Annotated in this window: 18 protein-coding genes; 5 read left to right on the top strand and 13 right to left on the bottom strand. The window is 47.4% G+C overall.

From position 1 onward, the window contains the following. Nucleotides 1–55 precede the first annotated feature (55 nt). Both C1S73_RS20100 and C1S73_RS20105 read right to left on the bottom strand, forming a co-directional pair. Nucleotides 56–958: a LysR family transcriptional regulator gene (locus C1S73_RS20100; RefSeq protein WP_038869113.1), complete on the bottom strand. Its 903-nt coding sequence runs from the start codon at nt 956–958 to the stop codon at nt 56–58. Nucleotides 959–1,063: 105 nt separating this feature from the next. Then, a complete protein-coding gene (locus tag C1S73_RS20105; RefSeq protein ID WP_038869115.1) occupies nt 1,064–2,032 on the bottom strand; it encodes a helix-turn-helix domain-containing protein in 969 nt (322 codons plus the stop codon). Nucleotides 2,033–2,125: 93 nt separating this feature from the next. Here C1S73_RS20105 and C1S73_RS20110 point away from each other — a divergent pair, with 93 nt between their 5' ends. Next, nucleotides 2,126–3,487 (top strand): serine hydrolase domain-containing protein, encoded by a 1,362-nt coding sequence (locus tag C1S73_RS20110; protein WP_038869116.1) that lies wholly within the window; start codon nt 2,126–2,128, stop codon nt 3,485–3,487. A gap of 62 nt (nt 3,488–3,549) precedes the next feature. Here the strand turns inward: C1S73_RS20110 and C1S73_RS20115 are convergent, their stop codons facing one another. Further along, a complete protein-coding gene (locus C1S73_RS20115) occupies nt 3,550–4,095 on the bottom strand; it encodes a TetR/AcrR family transcriptional regulator (protein ID WP_038869117.1) in 546 nt (181 codons plus the stop codon). A 147-nt stretch (nt 4,096–4,242) separates the two neighbouring features. On the opposite strand from C1S73_RS20115, the gene C1S73_RS20120 reads away from it, so the two are divergent. Together C1S73_RS20120 and C1S73_RS20125 are read left to right on the top strand one after the other, a co-directional pair. Beyond that, a complete protein-coding gene (locus C1S73_RS20120; protein WP_038869120.1) occupies nt 4,243–4,836 on the top strand; it encodes a hypothetical protein in 594 nt (197 codons plus the stop codon). Between the two features lie 11 nt (nt 4,837–4,847). Beyond that, nucleotides 4,848–5,717, top strand: coding sequence for an SDR family oxidoreductase (locus tag C1S73_RS20125; RefSeq protein ID WP_038869123.1), 870 nt, complete (start codon nt 4,848–4,850; stop codon nt 5,715–5,717). Between the two features lie 71 nt (nt 5,718–5,788). Here the strand turns inward: C1S73_RS20125 and C1S73_RS20130 are convergent, their stop codons facing one another. Next, nucleotides 5,789–6,139 (bottom strand): rhodanese-like domain-containing protein, encoded by a 351-nt coding sequence (locus C1S73_RS20130; RefSeq protein ID WP_038869124.1) that lies wholly within the window; start codon nt 6,137–6,139, stop codon nt 5,789–5,791. A 108-nt stretch (nt 6,140–6,247) separates the two neighbouring features. Further along, a complete protein-coding gene (locus C1S73_RS20135; protein ID WP_038869126.1) occupies nt 6,248–6,859 on the bottom strand; it encodes a LysE family translocator in 612 nt (203 codons plus the stop codon). Nucleotides 6,860–6,962: 103 nt separating this feature from the next. Here C1S73_RS20135 and C1S73_RS20140 point away from each other — a divergent pair, with 103 nt between their 5' ends. Beyond that, nucleotides 6,963–7,829: a LysR family transcriptional regulator gene (locus C1S73_RS20140; RefSeq protein ID WP_038869127.1), complete on the top strand. Its 867-nt coding sequence runs from the start codon at nt 6,963–6,965 to the stop codon at nt 7,827–7,829. Nucleotides 7,830–7,910: 81 nt separating this feature from the next. After that, nucleotides 7,911–8,276 (top strand): VOC family protein, encoded by a 366-nt coding sequence (locus C1S73_RS20145; protein WP_038869129.1) that lies wholly within the window; start codon nt 7,911–7,913, stop codon nt 8,274–8,276. 53 nt (nt 8,277–8,329) lie between these two features. Here C1S73_RS20145 and C1S73_RS20150 read toward each other — a convergent pair whose 3' ends face one another. The 8 genes from C1S73_RS20150 to C1S73_RS20185 form a co-directional block, all read right to left on the bottom strand. Beyond that, entirely contained in the window at nt 8,330–8,833 is a 504-nt protein-coding gene (locus C1S73_RS20150; RefSeq protein WP_227740541.1) for an ankyrin repeat domain-containing protein, read from the bottom strand. 108 nt (nt 8,834–8,941) lie between these two features. Next, entirely contained in the window at nt 8,942–9,121 is a 180-nt protein-coding gene (locus C1S73_RS20155; RefSeq protein ID WP_038869131.1) for a hypothetical protein, read from the bottom strand. A 129-nt stretch (nt 9,122–9,250) separates the two neighbouring features. Continuing rightward, nucleotides 9,251–10,678: a hypothetical protein gene (locus tag C1S73_RS20160; RefSeq protein ID WP_038869133.1), complete on the bottom strand. Its 1,428-nt coding sequence runs from the start codon at nt 10,676–10,678 to the stop codon at nt 9,251–9,253. A gap of 34 nt (nt 10,679–10,712) precedes the next feature. Further along, nucleotides 10,713–12,275: a bifunctional metallophosphatase/5'-nucleotidase gene (locus tag C1S73_RS20165; protein ID WP_038869134.1), complete on the bottom strand. Its 1,563-nt coding sequence runs from the start codon at nt 12,273–12,275 to the stop codon at nt 10,713–10,715. A gap of 213 nt (nt 12,276–12,488) precedes the next feature. Beyond that, nucleotides 12,489–14,969 (bottom strand): GH92 family glycosyl hydrolase, encoded by a 2,481-nt coding sequence (locus tag C1S73_RS20170; RefSeq protein ID WP_038869135.1) that lies wholly within the window; start codon nt 14,967–14,969, stop codon nt 12,489–12,491. 89 nt (nt 14,970–15,058) lie between these two features. Beyond that, nucleotides 15,059–17,515, bottom strand: a complete 2,457-nt coding sequence (locus C1S73_RS20175) for a GH92 family glycosyl hydrolase (protein WP_038869136.1) — start codon at nt 17,513–17,515, stop codon at nt 15,059–15,061. 72 nt (nt 17,516–17,587) lie between these two features. Continuing rightward, nucleotides 17,588–20,293 (bottom strand): GH92 family glycosyl hydrolase, encoded by a 2,706-nt coding sequence (locus C1S73_RS20180; RefSeq protein WP_038869137.1) that lies wholly within the window; start codon nt 20,291–20,293, stop codon nt 17,588–17,590. A gap of 47 nt (nt 20,294–20,340) precedes the next feature. Next, the gene (locus C1S73_RS20185) at nt 20,341–22,761 is read right to left on the bottom strand and encodes a GH92 family glycosyl hydrolase (protein WP_038869139.1); all 2,421 of its coding nucleotides are present in this window, start codon (nt 22,759–22,761) and stop codon (nt 20,341–20,343) included. Between the last annotated feature and the right edge of the window lie 81 nt (nt 22,762–22,842).

A 22,842-nucleotide genomic window follows, 5' to 3' on the forward strand; every position in this document is an offset into this window, starting at 1 on the left:
AACGATTTGGAGTGTACGGTGGAAAACAAAAACACCTAAATCACGTTATGAGCATTCAATCCTCACTTCGAGCGGTGTGGGCATGACTGTGTTCTTTAAACAGTCGAATCATTTCTCGCGTAACAGGACCGGCTAAGCGGTTGTGTTGCCAAAGGTTGATGGGAAATTGAAGCACGGCATGGAGTTCGTCTATCTCAATGGTCTGTAATTGCTGGGTTGTTAAAAGATCCTCCACGCAATGGGTTGGGACGATTGCCCAGCCATCACCTGCGACTAATAGGTTTTTGAGCACATTCACACTTTCGATTTGTTGAGCGAGATTCGATATCGTCAGAGTTTGTGCGATGCCAGTATGGTGAAAATCCGCCATCAACAGTTGCCTTGCTCGCTTTAGAGAGGTGAGGTCAACAATCTGATGTTGCTTGATAAATTCGCTGGTGGCACACACAACAAAAGGAAGATTGAGTAGATAGGTGTAGCTGAATGCTGTTGTGGCATTGCCCGTTGGAACGAGCATGACAGCAAGATCTGCGGCATCTTGTTCGAACAACGCTTTCGTTTCGTGATTGTTTTTGTGAAGCCAGTTCACTTTGACCAACGGGAATTTTTTTCGAATCCCAATCATCACATCTTGAATCAGTTTTCCCGGCACCAATTCACTGTGGCAGATAGTAATTTGGCTCTCGTTCCCTTGTTCGGTGCTCTGGCATAGACGCTCAAAAGACTTGGTCGTTTCCGCGAGGTTTTTAGCATGTTGATACAGTGCTAAGCCTTCTTCCGTCAATTGAGGGTAGCGGGTTGAACGGTCAAACAAGGTCATGTTGATTTCAATTTCGAGGTTGGTGATCACCTGACCAAGCGTCGTGCGATGCTTATTTAATTGTTTTGCTGCAGCGCTAAAGGAGCCACATTCCGCAACAGCGACAAAGGCGGTGACTTGCTCATAACTGATGTGCATGATGATTTGGTCCTACAAAAGTGTCTTATTCAAACCTAATGTAAGACCCCAACAGAGTCCAGCCAGAGAAGATCAAGTTGTGATGAGTTGAGAGTTCTATGTGATTCAACGATTGGAATCTAGATAATCATTGCGGTATTGAGCTGGCGTTTGTCCCGTCCAAGCTTTGAAAGCACGATTAAAATTGGAGAGGTCGTTGTAACCACATTGCCAAGCCGTCTCGAATGGAGTGAGTTGTCCTTGTGTAAGTAGCGTTTTGGCAGAGCGGCACCTTGCTTGATCTCGTAATGTCCGGAAGCTCTTATGGCGCATGTGAAGTTGGCGTTGCAATGACCGCGAAGAGGTACCGAGCAGTTTGACAAACCAGTCGATATTAAACCAAGGTAACACAGCATAGGTGGCAATCAACTGCTCGACTTTGTCCAACCAGTCTGTGGTTAGGGTTTGTCTATCAATTGGGACGAAGCTGCTCGGTAAATCAATCGCGATTGCGCCATAGTCTTTTTCAAACAGAAACTCAGTGTTGTCAAACGTGGCTGGCAACCTTGCGTTCAGGTGCTCTGCAGAGCTCATCCAGACCTGTTGTGGTTGCCAAGCCTCTCCTGTGAACATACGACACATTGATAGCAAGGCAAAGCTACGAAACCACTCGGCTTGATCAAAACCAATTGTTGATGGGTGATAGGCTCCTCGGTGACATAGAAACCATTGACCTTGAATGTTTTCGACCCAGACCATGACGTGACTATTGAGTGTCGGCATTATCTCAATCAGCTTATGCAGTGCATCGCCTAAATTATCGCAATTCGACAGTGTTTGATGCAATTCTGGTGATATTTGTTCAAGGGTAATTAGGCGTCCTACTTCAATGCCAATCCGCTTTTTGCTCTCCCTCATCATTGCCATTAAAAACGCCATCACTTGATGAGTGGGAACCCAGTTAGGTTGAACGTCAATATCTTCAGGAATGTTATTTAGACGAGCCGCCGACTTCCATTCAATGCCCTTTAAGTCAAAGTAACGAATAAAGGGCAATAAGTTGTTAGTCTGAGTGATATTGATGTTTTCAGGCATTCTTTTCTCGTTAGATTATATGGCGGGAAATGACCTAATTTGTTCCTCACGGTATCAGTACAGTTCTCCCAAGACAACACGGGAGATGCACACATGACAGTCAAACCAAGTACCCTAATTCTAAGCGCCATTGTTCTTAGTCAACCTGTATTCGCAGCCGACGAAAACCCAGTCAAAGCCGCACTAAAGGCAGAGGGTGCGCAAGTAACGTTACCAGTGAGCGCTGCAAAACAACCTTATTCCAACCAGTTTGTAGATTCGGCTCGTGAGCAGTTCAATAATTTTCATTGGCAAATGGGCGGTGACCACTCCCTTTACTACAACATGCACATGAGTGAGTTTATGCCGACGGCGGTTGCCTCTCCAAACCATGAGTACCAGCCATTGGTCAAAGCTATTAAACCAGAACTAGGCAGTCTTAAAGTCGAAACAGAATCAAAAGGCGAAATGACCATGGATCAGTACTTGGCTGATCCTCAGTTTCGTACTCAGGGTTTCATGCTGATTCACAAAGGTAAAATTGTTTATGAAGCGTATCCGGGAATGAAGCCGACTGACCGCCATATTTGGGCATCTGCGGCGAAAACCACAGTGGGTGCTGTGATAGCGATGCTGGTAGAAGAGGGAAAAGTTGACCAAAACAAACCGGTTTCCGAGTACGTTCCAGAGTTAAAGGGAACGGTATGGGATGATGTGTCAGTACTAAATGCACTCAATCATGCGACAGGTTTGGACAATGAGGAAACCGGTGAGTCGATCATGAACCCTGACTCTCCAGTGGTTCGCTTCTTTGCTTCAGCGTTTGGTTCGCCACGTTACTCGACTGGCAAGCTTGAAAGTTGGTTGGATGTCGCCTTAGATACGCATAAGTTACCAAACGAAGAGGCTGGTGAGCATTTCCGTTATGCGTCGATGAATACGATTGTTCTGACGCAAATTGTAGAGAATATCGAGGGAACGACTTGGACTAAAGTATTCGAGGATCGCGTTTGGTCTAAAGTCAAAGCACGCCAACCAATGATGATTAATCAAACGCCAGATGGTATGGCAATTGCGGTTGGTCTCGTCTCGACAACCTTAGAAGACATGGCACGCTGGGGGATATTGTTTACGCCAAGTTGGAATGCGGTTGCCGATGAGGCAGTGATTTCTCCTGCTGTTATCGATCGTATTTTACTTAATGGTGACCACAACGCATTTGTCGGCACTGCGAAAGAGGCGAGTTCGCTACATTCATTCAACGAGAAAGCACAGTACAACTCGTACCATTTCGATTTCATTTTTGAAGATGGAGCCATGGCGAAGAGTGGCAACCTAGGGCAGATGATTTACATCGATCCTAAACGTGATTTCGTTGGCGTGGTGTTCTCAAATAATCCGTACCATTCGGGCTATGGTGAAACTAAAGCGCCAGCATTAATGCGCTCAGCTGCTAAATTATTGGCTGATAAATAAGAGAAATTAAATAGAGGCTCGACGGAGCCTCTTTCACGTTGATTTTAAATGTGAGTTTGAATCTAAACTAAAATGCGCTCAACTTGCTCAATAACATACGAATCTTCTAGCGCTTTACCCAACATCAATTGATGGTTCAGTAGTCCTAGCATAAGGGTATAAAGCGATTCTTTGTGTTGCACTGAAACGTAGTTTTCTAGCATCGTCATGTACTTTTGATTCGCAAGTAACATGCATGGATCGGTAGCTACGTTTTCTTGTCCAATCACATCAATGTAATCAGAGACAAGCTTCATCTCTTGGAAGAAACGCGGAGCCATTTGCTGGAAGATCAATACGAAGTTTTCGATTTGTTGCCCTGTACTCGCTTTACTTGAGTTTGGTCTATCTGCTAGCACTTCTGCATCAAAGTTGACGATGGCCTCTGTTGCGGCTTTGAACAATTCATCCTTACTTTTGTAATAGTGATAAACCGCACTTTTGCTCATTCCTAACTGTTCGCACAGTTGTCTCATACCAATGTTTTTGTAACCGAACTCAAGGAACACTTCGGTTGCTTTTAAGGCCATTTCTCTACGTCTTCTTTCATGATCGACGATCTTAGGCATGGTTTTCTTCTCAGCTTTTGTTACCGCAATGCCCTGCAGTATAACACAAGATCTTTTATTTAGACCGAGTGGACAAAAAAAGATCTTTACCTAGCTCTCAAAGCGTACTAATTTAAAAAGACCGAGTGGTCGAAATAAGGTTTTAGTATGAAAATTGATTGGAGTGTTCCTCAAGCAAGAGCGGGTTTCTGGGGTGGAATTGATAAGCTGATTGGTCCGGGCGCAACGAAAGCAGAAAAGAATTTGCAGCTGTATGTCCCTTTTGCTGCTGGTTTTGTCGTGGTGATTTATGCGTACTTTGCACAGCTAGGTTGGACTACTACTCAATATGTTATCGCGGGTTTGCTCACAGTGGATATTATCGGCGGCATTATTACCAATGCGACTTCTACGGCAAAGCGCTGGTTTCATCGTGAAGGACAAGGTTTTAAGCAGCACATGAGCTTTATTCTGACTCATTTCGTGCAGCTTTCTCTCTACAGTTGGGCGTTCTTGAATTTCGATATCATGTGGATTGTTGTGATCGGTGGTTACATGGTTCTGGCATGTAGCCTAGTCATGAAAACACCGTTGTATTTACAACGTCCTGTGGCGCTAACTCTGTATTCTCTTAGTGTGATTATTTCGATTTATTGGGCACAAGCACCACAAGGTTTGGAATGGTTTTTACCGCTGTTCTACCTAAAGTTATTGGTGAGCCACGTATTGCGTGAAGAGCCATACCGACCAGAGCAAGAATAGGACGTCATGTTATGAAAACGCACCCTCGAATTTTAATTGCGGGCTCAACGGGGTACTTAGGCTCGAATATTGTTGAGCTACTCCTATCTGAGCATATTAACTTTAAAGCCATTGCGAGAAACAAAACCAAGTTATCCGCAATGGGTTTGGAAGAGTCACAAGTGATAGAGGTGCAGGTTACTCATCCCGATGAGCTTAAAGGTGTTTGCGACGGTGTCGATGTTGTTATCTCATGTTTGGGCATTACTCGCCAACAAGACGGATTAGGTTATTTGGATGTCGACTACCAAGCAAATTTGAACTTGCTTGAAGAAGCAGAGCGAGCAGGTGTCGGTAAATTCATCTACATCTCTGCATTTAATGCTCAGAAATGTCCTCAAGTTCGTCTTTTAGAGGCGAAAGAACGCTTTGCGAATCGGCTTCTGCAATCAACAAAACTAACCCCTTGTGTGATTCGCCCGAATGGCTTTTTCTCTGATATCACCGAGGTGTACAACATGGCGAAATCCGGTCGAGTGTTTACTTTTGGCGATGGTGAAAACTTGCTTAATCCCATTCACGGAAAAGACTTGGCGAGGTTTTGTGTAGAAGCGATTGAACGAAATGACACAGAACTCGATGTCGGTGGTCCAGATGTTTTGTCAGTCAATGATATTGCTCGGCTTGCGTTCAAATCTCAAAACAAAGTGGAGAAAAATACGCACCTACCGGACTTCCTGCGCAGAGCTGGGTTATCGATAGTACGTCACTTGCCAGAGAAATGGGGTGGTCCTGCTGAGTTCTTCCTGACCATGTTAGGCGGTGACAATATCGCGCCGATTTATGGTCACCATCGACTGGAAGACTACTTCGGCGAGCTGGCTTCAACCGATAACGAATAGATAGTGAAAAAACAAAAAGCACACGAGAGGTGTGCTTTCCATTCAGTTGGCTAGGTAGGTGCAAAGTCGTATTACTTCGCTTGTTGCATCTCAACCAAGCCGCCCGCGTTATGTAGGTTGGTAAACCCTTGCGATTGTAGGTACTGATACGCTTGCCCTGAGCGATTACCACTGCGGCAGTAGAGCACGATTTGCGTGTCTTTATCGACATTAGCAAAGTGTTTATCTAACTCTGAAAGCGGAAAGTTCACCGCTTTGTCTAAGTGACCATCGGCAAACTCTTGTGGCGTGCGCACATCGACAATCATTGCGCCTTGATCAATCCATTGCCAACCCTGCTCTGCTCGTTCAGAAGCCAATACCGATGGTGCGGAGAAAGCTAAGCTCAAACAAGTGAATACAATCGGAAGTAGTTTTTTCATTGAGTTCTTTTCCTCAAGGTCAATTGCCCTTAATCGTTCTGATGAAGATTATACGTGCGATTATCAAACTTCGATGTGGCATCGGTCGAAATGTCGTAACTCAGCGTGTTATGACTTTAATCCTAACATTGCACCAAACAACAATAACCCAGCGCCACAAGCTTGGTTCAACCTATGTTTCACGCGCAGTAATAAGCTCTGTAATCGCGGTGAGGTAAACAAGATGGCGACCATAGAAAACCACATCCCGTGTAGCGCAATCATGTAGACACCGTAACCTAAAGCTAGGTGCTGTGATGCTGCATTCGGATCGATGACTTGGCTAAAGATACTCAAGAAGAACAACATGGTTTTTGGGTTAAGCACATTGCACAAAAAGCCTTGGAAAAAGAACTGCCAAATGGAGATGCTTTGTTGTGTTTCCCCCTCTATCTTCTGCTGAGAGTCAGCCCCAAAAATCCCTTTTAATCCTAGATAGATCAGATAAGCCGCACCGAGGTAGCGAATCAAACTGAACAACCATTCGTTCTGTGAGATTAAGTAACTGATACCAAGCAATGAATAGGTAATGTGCACCGAAATCGCAAGACTAATGCCCACGGCACTCCAAATTCCCGCTTGTCTGCCATTGTTGAGGCTATTTCTAAGAACCAATACAAAATCAGCTCCGGGACTGATAACGATGAGTATGCCTAATAAGGCAAGGCTGAAAAGCTCCATGGTGTTTCCTGTTTCTTCGTTGTTATGAATGGGGCAATTGTAGGTCGAGAGTTCGGAGACTATAATCGAAACAAATTCCGCTAAGTGTGAGAAAAAGTCACAGATGAGGCATCTTAAATCCTTCCATGTTTTCCATGTCGCGGCATCGTCTGCGAGTTTTAGTGAAGCAGCAAACAAGCTCAATATTACGCATGGCGCAGTGAGTAAGCAGATCAAAGTGTTGGAAACCTATCTGGCTCAACCTCTGTTCTACAAACAGGGGCGTAATATGCTGCTCACTAAAGAGGGTGAGATGCTGAAAAGCTACACCGAGCAAGCATTCCAAGCGCTGGAAACTGGAGTGAACAAGCTGGTGCAGGAGAAGCATCAATACCTTGAAGTCTCTTGTGAGCCAACGTTAACCATGCGTTGGTTGATGCCAAGGCTTTCCGCGTTTAATGATGGTTGTGACGCAGATGTTCGTCTTTCGACTGCGGGAGGACCTGTAACGCTTGGCTCGACGGGGCTTGCTATGGCGATTCGTCGAGATGACTTTGAGCCTTTGTATCACTACCCAAAAACCAAGTTGGTGGAAGAGTGGGTGGGTCCCGTGTTTTCACCTGACTACTGGCAGCAAGTGAAAAGTGATTTGAGCTCCGTGAAGCTATTACACAGCCAAACCAGACCTGAAGCTTGGCACGAATGGATGCAGCGTTCTGGTGAAGCGTCGATGAATACCAAAGCAGAACAGTCTTTCGCACATTTTTATTTCTGCATTCAAGCTGCGGTGGATGGCTTAGGCGCGGCGATGGGCTCTTATCCTCTAGTGATGGACGAACTCGAACGTGGCAATCTCGTTGCACCATTTGGTTTTGTGCCGTCAGGGCATGACTATGTCTTGTTGACTCAAGACAAGGCTCGCTCGGAACTGGAACAAAAATTTGTCCATTGGCTGCAAACCCAAATGGCGGAGTGTGTGCCTTGCGCCTAAGAAACAAAGAGAGACTCTAGTCAGGGCGCGTTGAGTTACCTAGAGTGGTTGAATACGTGCTACACAATGGAAACTTAGGAAATGGAAAACCTCAATATTGTTGAAATTAAATCTTTTGTTCCTGCGAAAGATTACGAGCTATCAAAGCGCTTTTATCAGGCGTTGGGTTTTGAGATGCCTTCGGATTTTGGTGGTGTGGCGTACTTCTTCAAGGGCAGTTGCTCATTCTTGCTGCAAGATTTTTATGAGCCAAAACACTGCAATAATTTCATGATGCATTTGTTGGTGGAAGATGTTGCCAGCTGGCATGAACATGTTTCAAGTGTCGATCTGGAGTCATTCGGAGCCAAGATGACGGAGCTGGTTGATCAACCTTGGAAGATGCGAGAATTCTGTTTGCACGATCCTAGTGGCGTGCTGTGGCGAATTGGTCAGAATATCGATTAATTTCAACTATATAAAAACAGCAAAGGGAGCGAGCGGCTCCCTTTGTTTTTGCTCTAGTGCAATAGCGCGTACATAGCGCCGCGATTGGCGGTCGGGTTCTCGGTGTAAATCCAATCTAAAAACTCAGTGGCGTTCTTTCCTACCTTAGGGCAATAAAGATCTTTGTTTGCCCCTTGCTGCATTAGCCATTTAAACGCTTCGAAATCATCATGAATGATGGCGGAGTGCAGAGGTGGACTGTTACTTTCGTTCAGCCAATTTACGTCAAACCCATGTGCGATTAAGGTGTTTGCCATACGAAAGCGGCTATGACTGTCACCACTTAGAATCGACGAAATACCATATTGATACTCGACTAACCTCAGTAAATCTTGCGAAACGCCAAACGTCTCAAAATAGAATAAGCAATCTTCGCTATCAAACACTGGAATATCATTTCCTAATGCGCACAACATCATTCGTTCTTCGGTGAGTGAATGCTTCAAAAACAGTGCGAATGAAGTTGTGATAAACGATAGGGTAAAGATTGTGGTTCTAATTGTTGTATTGATGTCCATATCTACCTGTATTTAAAAAATAAAAAGCCGTAAGCGCACCTGACGCTTGTTGGCATTAGGTAAACTTGGAAACGGTTTAATTGTGGAAATAAGGTGTCATTACGCGGTTTACGCAGCCATGGTTTGGCGTTCTTCTTCTAGCAACCAGCCGTACCACCAACTCATGAATTCGAGCGAGACAATCGGGTATGGGTTCTCCTCGAAAGGCGTGTTGTGAAGGTAGGCATTACGTCCTTCCGTGACGACTTCATCCACTAGTGGAAGTCCGCCATCGTCATAGTCTTTCATGATAGTTCGTCCTTTTTATCATTCGGAAAACTATACATTACAGAGTTCTCTAACCTGCAATACGGCATTGTATAAAGAGGCAAAAATGAAAATGCTATTATCAGTAAAAAGGCATTTTTAATCAGATGGTTATGATGATTCGCTTGTTAGTGAATGATGGTTTATGAAGTCAACTAAGTGAGTAACTTGGCTTGGTTCGATGAATCGAGATCCAATTTTGATTTCGTGGCGGCACAGTGTGAAATTGTGCAAAAAGCGATAAATGCTTTGCCACTGCTGTATTCGAGCCAAGCTGAGGTGAGACGCGTAACTAGGTTGTAGCCATTCGGTGTAGCGTTGCCAGAAGCGCGAGTTCCAATCTGGATCCGTGGGGAAAAGGGAGTGAATAGCGGCATCATCGAGCTCGCCTTTTTTGGTCAATAAACCCATGCCGATTTGCCACTTGCCCAGTGTATTTTCAATATTCACTCGTCGCCATGTTTCATCCCACCAACTCATGTTTTGTTTACCGCTGTTGTTAGTGTCGTACACGTTGTGTGAGGTGACATGGCAGTAGTACAGATGTGTGCTTCCACTGATTACCGTTGGTGTAAATCCGGTAATCGCAGCGCCGCGAATAAAGCTTTCATGTTCGAGCAATAAGGCTTTTGGTGGCTGAGATTTTAGATACTTTGCCAAGTTCTGCATGTGAGCGTGAGCGGCAAATACAGGGCGCGTTAGAAACACTTCCTTGGATTGGGCATGCTGGGCAGCGCAGTAACCGAGTTGATCAAACTGGCTGCGATTTAAGATCTTGTCGTAAGTCTTTTGCGCTTGAAGCAGTACGTCTTTTTCTGTGGGAGCGAGCTCTTTCTTGGTGAGTCGATAACGGCTCTGCTCTTGCACCTCTTCAGATAACGAATCTTTCTCCATCAGTGCATTATCACTGATCAACAGTACATATCCCGTCTTGGCATCGGCCGTCGATAGTGTCCAAATATGCGCGCTACTTTGAGAGCGGCTATCGTGTCTAAACCCAGATCGCGCGACTTGAAGAAACGAACGAGTTTGTAGGACTGAGAAATCAAGCTGTGATTCAAACAAACGGCTGAAGGTATTGAGTAGCTCAGCCAATTGTTCCATCCGCAGAGAAAACGCGCGGTGATTGAGCCCCAAAACCTGTTGCAGTTCTTGGGGAGGAACGCCAGAAATCAAAGCATCCAGCATTGGTTGCAGGTTTGATGATGCTTTACTTGAGTTGATCAGCGTTGCGGTCTTTTGGCATTGCCGACATTGCACACGTTCGGTGCCAGACGTTGTGCGTCCGAAACGTTGCCAAGAAGCACGAGGACAATGGCATTGAGGCAATAAATCGAGTTTGAAGGTGTGCTGTTCCAACTGATTGGCTAACGCGAGAATAGGCTCGTTCACCAAAACAGGAGGATAAGCACCACACTCAGAACAATGCCACGCATCGTAACCGAGTCGGTTTGAGCGCGAATACAAGCTCAAGTCGGGTACGCCGCAATTGGCACAACCAAACGACTTACAGCCATTGTATTCTTGACGAAATGTCATGGTGCTTATTCTCCGAGCTAAGTCCGTTATGGATTTAGTTTTGGCTTACGTCTACTTGACGACCGAGTTCTGGTACGGTTACTTGTTTCTTCGCTTTGAACTGGTCAATCAACACTTGTGTTACTGAATCGCCTTCTGATTCAAACGTGCCTTTCTCAAACACATGATAGCCGTCACCGCCACTTGCTGCGTAGGAGTAAGTCGCGACTTTGTATGAGTCAGCATTGTCCACTGGTTTGCCGTTTACATTTAGGTTCACCAAGCGTTGACCCTCAGGCTTTTCGTTGTCATAACGCGCTTCGATACCAGAGAATTGCGCTAAGCCGTAAGGCAAGGTGTAGCTGTATTCCAACAGTTCTTTGAGCTGTTCACCGTTTAATGTCACGACCAAGAGTTTATCCGTGAATGGGAAAAGATCCATCACGTTTTCCATCGTCACTGGACCTTTGTTTAAGTCGACACGAATACTGCCAGAGCTGATCATGCCCACATCGGCATTGGCAGCTTCACGCATCATATCGGCCACCAAGTTACCGACGTTTGATTCGCGGTAGTAACGGCGGTAAGCAGTGTCGTTGATGGTCGCCAGTTGCTCGCTTAACTCAGGGAATTTGCTGCGTGCATTGGCGATAAGGTCGCTGGTTTTTTTGTCTCGTTCCAGCTTGTCTGATTCAACAGGGATGAGTTTGCCATCAAGCAGTTTTACGTCGTGCTTTTCTGTATCCACCGCGAACTTGGTGTAACCCAAGTATTTGCCTTGACCGAATGTAAGACCAATGACGGTGCCAGTTTTCGGGTGTACAACTGGCTCCCACAAGCCATGGTCTGAGTGACCACCAAAGATCACATCCACGCCTTTTAGCTTGCCAGCCATGTCGTAGTCTTCATCAAAACCGCGTTGCACTTCTGGGTCTGCTTCTTTGTCGGTTTGCATTGGCGCCGTTTTGTTTTGGTGAGTCAGTACGACAATCATGTCCACTTCATCACGAATCTTATCAACCCAGTATTGAGTGACTTCGATAGGGTCATCAATGGTTAAACCCTTGCGGTTTCCTTTCCACATGGTGTTGTAAAAAGCATCCACGCCCATAACACCTATCACGCCTACACGAACGCCATCACGCTCAATAATGGTGTAGGGCGAAGCAAATGGGGCATTGTTTTGCTCGAATTTGATGTTGGCGTTCAGTACTGGGTAAGCCGCTCTTGGCATGTTCTCTTTCAGCGTTTGCCAACCGTATTCAAATTCATGGTTGCCGAGTGTAATCGCGTCGTAGCCCATTGCGCTGTACAAATCGAAAGAGAGTTTGCCTTGAGTCTTCTTAGCAAGTGACCCAGTGAAAATGTCACCTGCATCAAACAAGAAACTTGTCTCTTCCTGCGCTCGGGTTTGTTTGATCAAGGTGGCTAGATATGGAATACCACCGATGTGTGAGATGTCTGGATTCCAAAAGGCATCAACAGGTTCGTAAACGCTCTCGATGTCGTTGGTATGCAGCAGCGTGACATTGCGAATTTCCGCAAATGAAGAAGATGAAGCACCGATAGAAATTGCAGCCAAGGCGCAAAGTAACGGCTTTTTAGAAAATGTGTTCATAGCTGATCCGGTTAAGTCGAATGAATGTTGGGTTTCGCGAAACGGGGCAACTTTAAAAAAGCAAACGTTTAGTTCGCTTGAATTGGATCACATAAATTTACTGAGCTTATGATTAATTGTCGCGGAGTGCACTTTTGTGTTGGTGGAAGTGAAAGGTTAAAAAAAGGCCAGCGCTCGCGAACTGACCTTTGAAGAGGGAAGTGTGATAGAGGCTTATTGAGGCGCTTTCATCGCTTCTGATTGATCGCCCGTCATCACGAAGTGTAACTCACCACCCGGTTTGAACTCGGAATGGTCGAAGAAGAAACCATTATCCAACGCTTTGCCATTGATGGTGACAGACTTGATGTACATGTTGTCATCGGCGTTGTTCTCCGTGGTGATGGTGAACGTGCCGCCTTTCACCGGAATCACTGCTTTGTCGAATAGCGGACGACCCACAGTGTAGGTAGGCTCTGCTGCGTTCACTTGGTAGAAGCCTAATGCAGACATCACATACCAAGCGGACATTGCGCCCACGTCTTCGTTACCAATGACGCCTTCTGGCGCTGCAAAGTACATGTCATCAAGAATGTGGTCGACGACTTGTTGCGTCTTCCATGGTTCTGCGGTCCAGTTGAATAGGTAAGGAATGTGGTGCGAAGGCTCGTTACCAAACGCAACTTGACCAATCAAACCAGACATATCCGGTGTTTCAGTGCCTTGGCTTTCTGCGGTGAAGGTTGCTTCTAGGTTCTTCTGGAACTCAGCATCGCCACCCATGATGGTCTTCAAGCCTGCGATGTCATGCGGTACAAACCAAGTCCACTGCCATGCGTTACCTTCGGTGTAGTTGCCTGTCTCGTGTTCTGTGCCGTATGGGTCGAATGGCGTCATGAAGGTTTCATCAATCATCACTGGGCGCATAAAGCCCGTTACGCCATGCTCTGCGTATTCCGTCGGGTTGTAATCGAAGTACTTTTTGTAGCCTTTTGAGCGTTCAAGGTATTGCTCTTCCGCTTGAGTATCACCCGCTGCTTTGGCAATTTGTGCGATAGCCCAATCGTAGAACGCATTTTCCAGACCGTAAGAAACAGACTCAACCGTGTAGTCTTCAAATACTGGCTCACCATCGACACGTTGGATAGCAGGCGTGAAGCCGTTTTTCTCAATGTAGTCGATGTGCTTGGTTAAAGTGCGATCCAATACGCCCTGATCCCAATCCGCTTGCAATGCAGGGTAGTTGTCGTAAGTCGAAGAGTCGATCGCGGCTTTCAGCGCCAGCTCTTTCTCTTGTTGAGTAAACTCATCTGGGAACTTAGTGATCGCATCCGCAATCACTGCTACCGCTGGGTAGCCAACCATGGTGCCTGTCTCGTCACCTAAGTGCTCCCATTTCGGCAGCAAGCCGCTTTCAGTGTACTTCTGAACTAGGTTCTTCGCGTACTGCACCGCGCGGGTTGGCTCTGTGATGGTTTTTAGTGGGTGTAATGCACGTTGGGTATCCCATAGAGAGTAAACCGAGAAGTTTGGCTGCTCTTCCGTTGCTTGACCGTAAGCGATGGAGTATTCCCCTTCGCCTTCACGAATTGAGCCTTTGCCCATGCCACGGAATCGACCATCTACGTCTTGATGCACCATAGGTGCAATTTTGGTGTGGTAAAGCGCAGTGTAGAAGATCTCTTTCTGATCTTCCGTGCCCCCTTCAATTGAGAAGTTGAGTGCTTTTGCCCATTTCTCACGTGCGTTGTTGCGCGCAGTATCGAAAGAGACATTCGCTTCGGCATCGTAGTTGTTTTCTGCGCCTTGTGGGTCAACCGCAGATAACGCCACTTGCGCATTCAACTCTTGTGAGCCTTCATCTTCAAATTCGATGTAGGCAGTGACGTCTGCTTTGACACGCTTAACTGGATTACCTTGGTCATCGTAAATTAATTCAGAAACGTGCTCTGCCGATAGACCGTCAACAGGCTTACCATTGGCAAGGATGTAGACGTCTTTGATCTTCTTATCGAAAGTCGCATAGAAGAAGATTTTTTGGTTTTTCGCCCAACCAGAGAAGTGCGCTGCATCGCGCTCGCCCGTGATGGTATGGCCGTCTTCGCTCACCGTCAGTTTGTTGCGCAGAGAGGTCGAACCCCAGTCACTGTTTAGGATGGAGTTGAGGTCAATCTTCAAACGTTGTGGTTGACCTTGCGGATAGGTGTAACGATGGAAGCCGACACGTTCAGACGCCGTAAGCTCGGCTTTGATACCGTTCTCGGCAATCTTCACCGAGTAGTAACCCGCTTCTGCCACTTCTGAGGTTTTGTCCATCTTGACTGAAATCGCTTCGCGGTAGTCGTCGCTGTCTTCGATGTATTTGGCTTTGTCTTCGGTAAACGGTAGGAACAGAATGTCACCTAAGCCACCCATACCCGTGCCGGAGAGGTGAGTGTGGGAAAAGCCAAATAAGGTCTTTTTATCGAAGTGGTAACCTGATGAAGAGTGCCAGCCGATCAGCTCGGTATCTGGAGAAAGTTGCACCATGCCTTCTGGCACAACAGGACCCGGAAAGGTATGTCCATTAAAGCCGGTTCCAATGAATGGATCGACGTATTTTAGGTTGGAAGTATCGATGCTTGGTGAGGTGTTATCGTCGTCATCGTTGCAGCCAGCCAAACCAATAACACTTGCAATCACAGCGGTGGCGATAGCGGTTTTCGTAAAGTTCATAATCTTGATTCCTTAGGCAGGAAGCGCGTCACTTCCTGCCACTGAGTTAATCTATCTGTTTATTCTTTAAACACGAATTACATAAAACGTTACTGAGCTTGAAGCGCTTCTTGCTTGTCACCCGTCATGACGAAGTGAAGCTCGCCGCCCGCTTTGATTTCGCTGTGTTTGAAGGTGAAGTTGGCATCCAGCGGCTTGCCGTTGATGGTTACGGACTTCACGTACTTGTTGTGTGGGCTGTTGTTGTCTGCGATGACTGTGAATTCGCCGCCTTCCACTGGAATGGTGATTTCATCAAACATAGGGCGACCGATGGTGTAGACCGGATCTGCAGGCGTCACTTGGTAGAAGCCCATTGCCGACATCAAGTACCAAGAGCTCATCTGACCCACGTCTTCGTTACCAATCAAACCAGTTGGTTCGCTGGTGTACATCTCTGACATGATGCGGTCTAGGTACTCTTGCGCTTTCCATGGCTCATCGGTTAGCGCATATAGGTAAGGAATGTGGTGCGATGGTTCGTTACCGTGCATGTACTGACCGATGTAACCCGTTAGGTCTGGTAGCTCTTCGCCTGTGTTTGAAGAACGCGCATTGAATAGTTCGTCCAAGTCTTCACGGAAGGCTTTCTCTGGCGTGGTGTCTTTGCCTTGTGCCAAGTCTGCTTGGTAGATTTCTTGTTTCAGACGGTTGAAATCGTGCATTGGTTGGAACTTCCATTGCCACGCGTTCCCTTCGGTGTAGGAAAACTCGTCCACGTAGTAAGGGTCAAATGGTAGCAGCGGGCATTTCTCTTTCATCACACCTGAGCCTTCTGGCCACTCAACCATTTCACACTCATCCAAACGTTCTTCATCAATCGGTTGGTTGAACTCCAAAGGCGGTTTGTTTGGTGATGAACTCAGTGGGTGGTTTTTCGGACGTAAGAAGCCTGTCTCTGCATCCCAATGGTTAAGCCAGTTGTCGGCACGAGTCATAAACTCTTCTTGCAGTTTTACATTGCCAGCCATGCGCGCGATTTCTGCCATTGCCCAGTCGCCGTAAGCAAACTCAAGCGTGTAAGACGCACTGTTCCAGTAGCCGTGGTGAACAAAGCCATTTTCTTCGTACACCTTCACTTGCACAACGTTTGCCGCGCCGATGTTGTTGTCTTCCGTCCAATCTGGGAATTCAGAAGCCTCGTGGTAACGCACCGTAAACTCAGCCGCTTCTTTGGCAAGTTGTGGGTCGATGTCTAAACCTTTCGCCATCGCGTCAGCAATGATAGAAACCGCAGGGAAGCCGATCATAGTGCCAGTGTAATGGCTGTGCAGTTCCCATTTCGGCAAGATGCCACCGTCTTCGTATTTACGAATCAGGTCGTTGGCAAACTCTTCGGCACGTTCCGGATCGATGATGGTTTTCAGTGGGTGGGCTGCGCGGAAAGTATCCCACATGGAGTACACAGAGTAGTTTGGTGTGTCGCCCGCGTCTTTTTGAATGCGAGTACGCATCGCAGGGTATTGGCCGTCGACATCTTGGAAAATCATTGGCGCGATAGAAGCGTGGTAAAGCGCGGTGTAGAAGATCTCTTTCTGATCTTCCGTGCCACCAGATACCATCATGCGGCTAAGCTCTTGGTGCCATGCGTCGTTGGCTTGAGCGCGCGCAGTATCAAATGACACGTCTTTCGCTTCTGCTTCTAGGTTTTTCTCCGCACCTTCTGTGCCTGTTGGTGACAAGCCTACTTGAATTTCTAGCGGTGTTGATGATGGTGCGAATTCTAGGTAAGCGATGGTTTTCACTGCGTCGATGTTGTCGTTGTTTACATCGATTTCCGTTTCTGCGCCGTCAACCAAAGCAATGGCTTTGACGATAGGTTGGTTGAAGGTGGCGTAGAAGTAGACGTGCTGGTTGTTCGCCCATCCGTTTGAGCTACGTAAACCGCGGATGGTGTAAGCGTCGATGAACTCTAAATCACCCTTCATGGTGCGGTTGTTGAAGTGACCTTTGTTGAGGGTGTGGTCTAAATCGAACTTGATGTGTGGTGTGGTGCCTTCTTTGAAGGTGTAGCGGTGGAAGCCAACACGTTGCGTGGTAGTTAGCTCAGCTTTGATTTCGCCTTTGTTCAGTTCAACCGCGTAGTAGCCTGCTTCTGCGGTTTCGTAGTCTTTATCGAAGGTGTTGAAAACGGCATTTTCTTTCTTCGTGAAAGGTAGAACTAAGATATCACCAAGGTCGGTAATGCCTGTGCCAGAAAGGTGAGTGTGGGAGAAGCCATACACTGGGATTTCAGTCAGTTTGCCGTGGTCGAAGTAACCTGCGGCAGAGCCCCAGCCTTCCATTTCGGTATCAGGAGAAAGTTGCACTAAACCGTAAGGCACAACCGCCCCCGGGAAGGTGTGACCATCTGCGCCTGTACCAATCAATGGGTTGACGTATTGGGTTAGCGTGGTGTCGAGGGATGGAGTACCAGATTTGCTGTTGTCGTCATCACTGTTACAACCAGCAAGACCAAACATGGCAGCGAGTATAGCGGTAGAGATAAGAGTTCTTTTTAGTTTCATTTTTATGGTTCCACTGAAGTGAAGTTTTTTAGGGGGCTAGATGCCCCCTTTCGTTATTTGGATGGGTATCGGTTACTGCGCTTTCATCGCTTCAGATTTGTCTGAAGTCATGACGAAATGCAGCTCACCACCGTCTTTCAAATCGCTGTGCGCGAAGCTGAAGTTGTCACTCAATTGTTTGCCGTTGATGGTCACCGACTTAACGTAGATGCTCTTCTGGCTGTTGTTTTCTGAGGTGATGGTGAATTTACCGTCCGCGACTGGAATCACGGCTTTGTCGAACAGAGGACGACCTATGGTGTAACTTGCTTCGCCCGGTGTGACTTGGTAGAAGCCCAATGCAGACATCACATACCACGCCGACATCTGACCGACGTCTTCGTTACCAATCAGGCCTTCATGCGTTGGGTGGTAGAACTCGTTCATCGCTTGGTCGACGATTTCTTGTGTCTTCCAAGGTTCTGCCGTCCAGTTGTATAGGTAAGGCACGTGGTGATCAGGCTCGTTACCCATCACGAACTGACCGATGTAGCCCGACATGTCGTGTGATTGGCTCGTATCGGCGTTGGAGTCCGCATTAAACAGCGCATTCAAGTTAGCGAGGAATGCCGCTTTGCCTTGTTCGGTTACGTCTTCAGGAAGAGAGAAGTCAGTACGGTCGATGTGCTCGCCACCCATCACGTTGGCTAGACCGTTCAAGTTGTGCGGTGCAAACCATGTCCATTGCCATGTATTGCCTTCGGTGAAGTCTTCACCACGGTGCTCGGCGCGGTAAGGCCAGAACACGTCACTTTCGTTGAGTGCTTTGCGGTCTTTACATGCGTTGTAGTCCATACCGTCTGGGATAGACAGCGCCATGTTCTCGTCCAAACATTCGGCTTTCAGGTTGTTTGCCCAAACCTTGCTGCCGCTGTTCATGTAAGCCGGACGCATAAAGCCCGTTGCACCCAATGCGTTGCCTTTGGTGTCTTGCAGTTTGCCGTATTGCTCTGGGTTGTAATCGAAGTAGTTCTTGAACGATTCAGAGCGCGCCATGTAGCGGTCGTACTGCTGGTCGTTGCCTGCAAGTTTAGCGATCTGAGCGATACACCAGTCGTAGTAAGCATTCTCAAGACCGTAAGACACCGATTCGTTCACAAGCTCGTCGTATTTATCGACTTTCAAACCTTCCACGTAACCCGGTTTGTCGCCAGAATCTGGCGCCCATTTGGTGTTAGCTGGAATAAAGCCGACGTCTTCTTGGTAGTCGTTGTGACGCGTCATGATCGTGAAGCGTTTGTCACCGTTCCAAGCATCTTGGTAAGGCACCCAGCTTTCGGTTTTATCAAGGTTGAAGTTGACTGTTTCGTCAGCAGCTTTCAACGCCAAATCAAACTCGGCAGCAGTAAAGGCTTCTGGGTGTTTGACCATGATATCGGCAATAACCGAGACCGCAGGATGACCGACCATTTCACCAGTGTAATCCGAGTGCAGTTCCCATTTTGGCAGCACGCCACCCGTTTGGTATTTGTTCAATAGATCGCGTGCGTGTTCAATCGCGCGGTCTTTATCGATGATGGTTTTCAGTGGGTGTGCGGCGCGGAACGTATCCCACATTGAGTATACCGAGTAGTTCACTAAGCCGTCTTCTGCTTGGTGCACTTTGCCATCCATGCCACGGTATTTGCCATCCACGTCTTGGTATAGGAATGGGGCAACGAACGTACGGTAGAGCGAGGTGTAGAACATGGTCTTGTCGGCTTTGTTGCCGCCTTCCAGTTCAAACTCGCCAAGGATGTTTTCCCAAGCCACGCGGTTTTGTTGTACGACATTGTCGAAGTCCCAACCGTTGGTGTCTGCTTCTAGGTTTTTCAGTGCGCCGTCAACGCCAGTGCCAGAAATCGCTACCTTGACCACCAACGGCTCATCGCTTTGACCAAAGTTCAAATGCGTCAGGACATCGTTTGCGCGTTTTGCCAAACGTTCTGGGTCAGGTTCTGGCTCGCCCGGCATTGGTTTGTGCTCTGCGTAGCCACGGTAATCTTCCAAGCCGACTTCCGTAGCGTCGGTTGGAGTCAGTTTGCTCTCAGAAGCCAGCTTGGTGTACAGGTTTTCTTCAATGATTGGATCTGAGAATTCTGCCGCGAAGAACACGGTTTGCCATTGACCCCATTCGTTTGAGGTGCGCGCGCCTACGACGGTGGTGTCATTAACGCGTTTGTAGTAGATGCTGCGAGAGTGGTTGCCGTATTGCTCCAACAGTTCGTGTTGAAGATCGATACGTACTTTGCGGTCTTCACCCGGCTTGAAGGTGTAACGTTGGAACGCCACGCGGTCGGTTGCAGACAGTTCAGCTTTTACGCCGGTTTCTACAAGATCAACCGAGTAGTAACCAACCTCTGCCACTTCCGAGCTTTTATCCATGGTCGCGGCATCAGTATTGAAGCCTGTGTATGGCAAGAAGGCGAAGTCGTTTAAATCGCCTTTACCTGCGCCGGAAATGTGGGTCATTGAGAAGCCAGAAAGCAGGCTGTGTACAGGATCGTATTCAACAGGCGAGCCTTTACCATTCCAACCGTTTGGATCGAAGTTATCTGGTGAAGGTTGAATCATACCTTCTGGCATGACTGGAGAAGGGTTAACGTTGCCAAGACCTTTAGTGCCGATCAAGGTATCAACGAATTCCAAAGTAGGGGTAGAGATAACCGGAGTTTCTGGATCAGAGTCGCTGCCACAACCAGCAAGACCAAGCATGGCGGTTAACACTGCGGTAGAGAGTAGGGTTCTTTTTAGTTTCATTGTTTTTATTCCACGAGAAAAGGGGACACGAAGTCCCCTCAAAATCACTATTCGCCTAGGTTGGCTTGCATTGCTTCAGACTTGTCAGCCGTCATCACGAAGTGCAGTTCGCCGCCTGCTTTGAATTCGCTGTGCTGGAAGGTGTTGTACACATCCAAAGGCTTACCGTTGATGGTCACTTCTTTGATGTACATGTTGTCTGGACCGTTGTTCTCAGCCGTTACCGTGAACGTGCCAGAACCAATGTCTACCGTCGCTTTGTCGAAGATTGGACGACCGATGCTGTAGGTTGGATCGGTTGGCGAGATTTGGTAGAAGCCCAGTGCCGACATCAAGTACCACGCCGACATTTGACCTACGTCTTCGTTGCCGATGATGCCGTCTGGTGTCGGTTTGTAGAACTGGTCGTAAACTTGGTCTAGGTATTCCTGCGCCTTGTAAGACTCTTCAGTACGGTTGTACAAGTAGATGACGTGGTGCGAAGGCTCGTTACCGTGAATGTACTGACCGATGTAGCCTGTCATGTCTTGGTGCGCTTCGCCGCCATTTGGATCGGCAGTAAATAGGTTGTTCAGCTTGTCGTTCAGACCTTGAGTGCCGCCCATGATTTCAGTCAGTTTGTCCAAGTCTTGCATAAACGCCCATTGCCACTGCCACGCGTTGCCTTCTGTGTAGTAGAACGCGTCAGACTTGTAAGGGTCGAAGTCAGTTGAAGCGTATTTCAGTGCACATGGGTCGCCTTCTTTCAATTCTGTTGGTACAAAGAAGCCCGTGCCGTCTGCGTTACCTGCTTCTGCATCCCAGTGTTTCAAAGAGTTGTAAGAACGAGCTTTGAACTCTTCATACGCGTCCATATCGCCAGCTGCTTTCGCCATTTCTGCGATCGTCCAATCGTAGAATGAGAATTCCAACGAGTACGACACTGAGTTCCAGTTCGGGTAACGAACACACTGTTCTTTCTCGTGGTAGTTCAACTGACCTGCCATAAGTGAGCTTAGGATGTCGTCATGAATCTGTGGGTATTCATGCGGCGTGTAACGTGCTGATTTTACTGACGCGGTGTAAGCCTGCTCTGCATCAATCAAGCCTTTGGTTACCGCATCGCCTAGAATTGCTGCCGATGGGTAGCCGATCATGGTGCCGGTTTCTGAGCCGTGACCTTCCCATTTCGGTAATAGACCAAACTCGTCGTTGGATTTACGAATCAAGTCTTTCACGTATAGCGTTGCTTGGTCTGGGTCGATGATAGTCCACATTGGGTGAACGGCGCGGAATGTATCCCACGTTGAGTAAATCGAGTAGTTTGGTGTGTCGCCATCTTTCAGTGTGCGCACTGTGCCAAGCATATCCACGTATTGACCATCCACATCGTAGAACTCGATTGGGGCGATCATCATGTGGTACATGCCAGTGTAGAAGTTGGTTTTCTCTGCGTCTGTGCCGCCTTCTACTTTGATTTTCGCCAGCTTCTCAGCCCACGCGTATTCTGCGTCTTCTTTTACTTTTGTTAGGTCGAAACTTGGTGCTTCCGCTTCTAAGTTTTTCTGTGCGCCTTGCCAGTTAACTGGAGAGATTCCCACGCGGATTTCAATTGGCTCTTCGCCTGTGCCGAAGTTTAGGTAAGCCGTCAGATCATCGCCTGAGTAAACCGCACCATTACGCATTTCGCGCGTTGGTTCTAGGTCTTGTTCGCCTAACAGTGCTTTGGCGATTGGTTGGTTGAATTTCGCATAGAAGAAGATGTCCTGACCTTGGTGATCTTGCCCTTGGAACCAGCCTGTTGATGTTTTACGACCGCGAATAGTGTATTCGTCCACCACTTCTACTTTGTTCTTCAAAGACTTGCCGTTGTTGTTCATTAGGGTATGACCTAAATCGAACTTCACGTTGCGGTCTGCGCCATCAGCAAAGGTGTATTTGTGCAAACCAACGCGTTTGGTTGCGCTCAGTTCTACTTCGATTTGACCTTGGTTTAGCTTGGTTTTGTAGTAGCCTGCGCTTGCTTCTTCATTGGCTTTGTCGAAAGAGTTCAGTTGTGTGTTCGCCATGTCTGCGTATGGCAGAACCAAGATGTCGCCTAAGTCCGTTGCGCCTGTACCTGAAAGGTGAGTATGGGAGAAGCCGTACAGCGGAACGTCAGTGTTAACCACTTCGCCAGTTTCGTAGTTAGATGAATCCCAGTAGCCAGAAGCCGAGTGCCAAGGGTTAAGCCCAGATTCATGGTCTGTGTTAGAACCGATGAAAGTATCTGGAGACAGTTGAACCATACCTGCCGGTACCGTCGCGCCCGGGAATGTATGACCAGAAGCTGCTGTGCCGATCATAGGATCGACGTATTTCAACACCGCAAGATCAACAATTGGATCGCTCGGCAGTGAAGAGGAAGAATCGTTGTCGCTGTTACAGCCAGCCAAGCCACCCGTCAGACCAACCAGGATAGCCAAAGAGATAAGATTACGTTTAAACATGTGCATACCGTTTTGTCGTTATTCGTATATAAAAGTGTTTATAAAGGACTGCTTATAAAATTTGCTTGTAGGGATAGCCGG

This window comes from Vibrio jasicida 090810c (assembly GCF_002887615.1).
GTDB lineage: Bacteria > Pseudomonadota > Gammaproteobacteria > Enterobacterales > Vibrionaceae > Vibrio > Vibrio jasicida.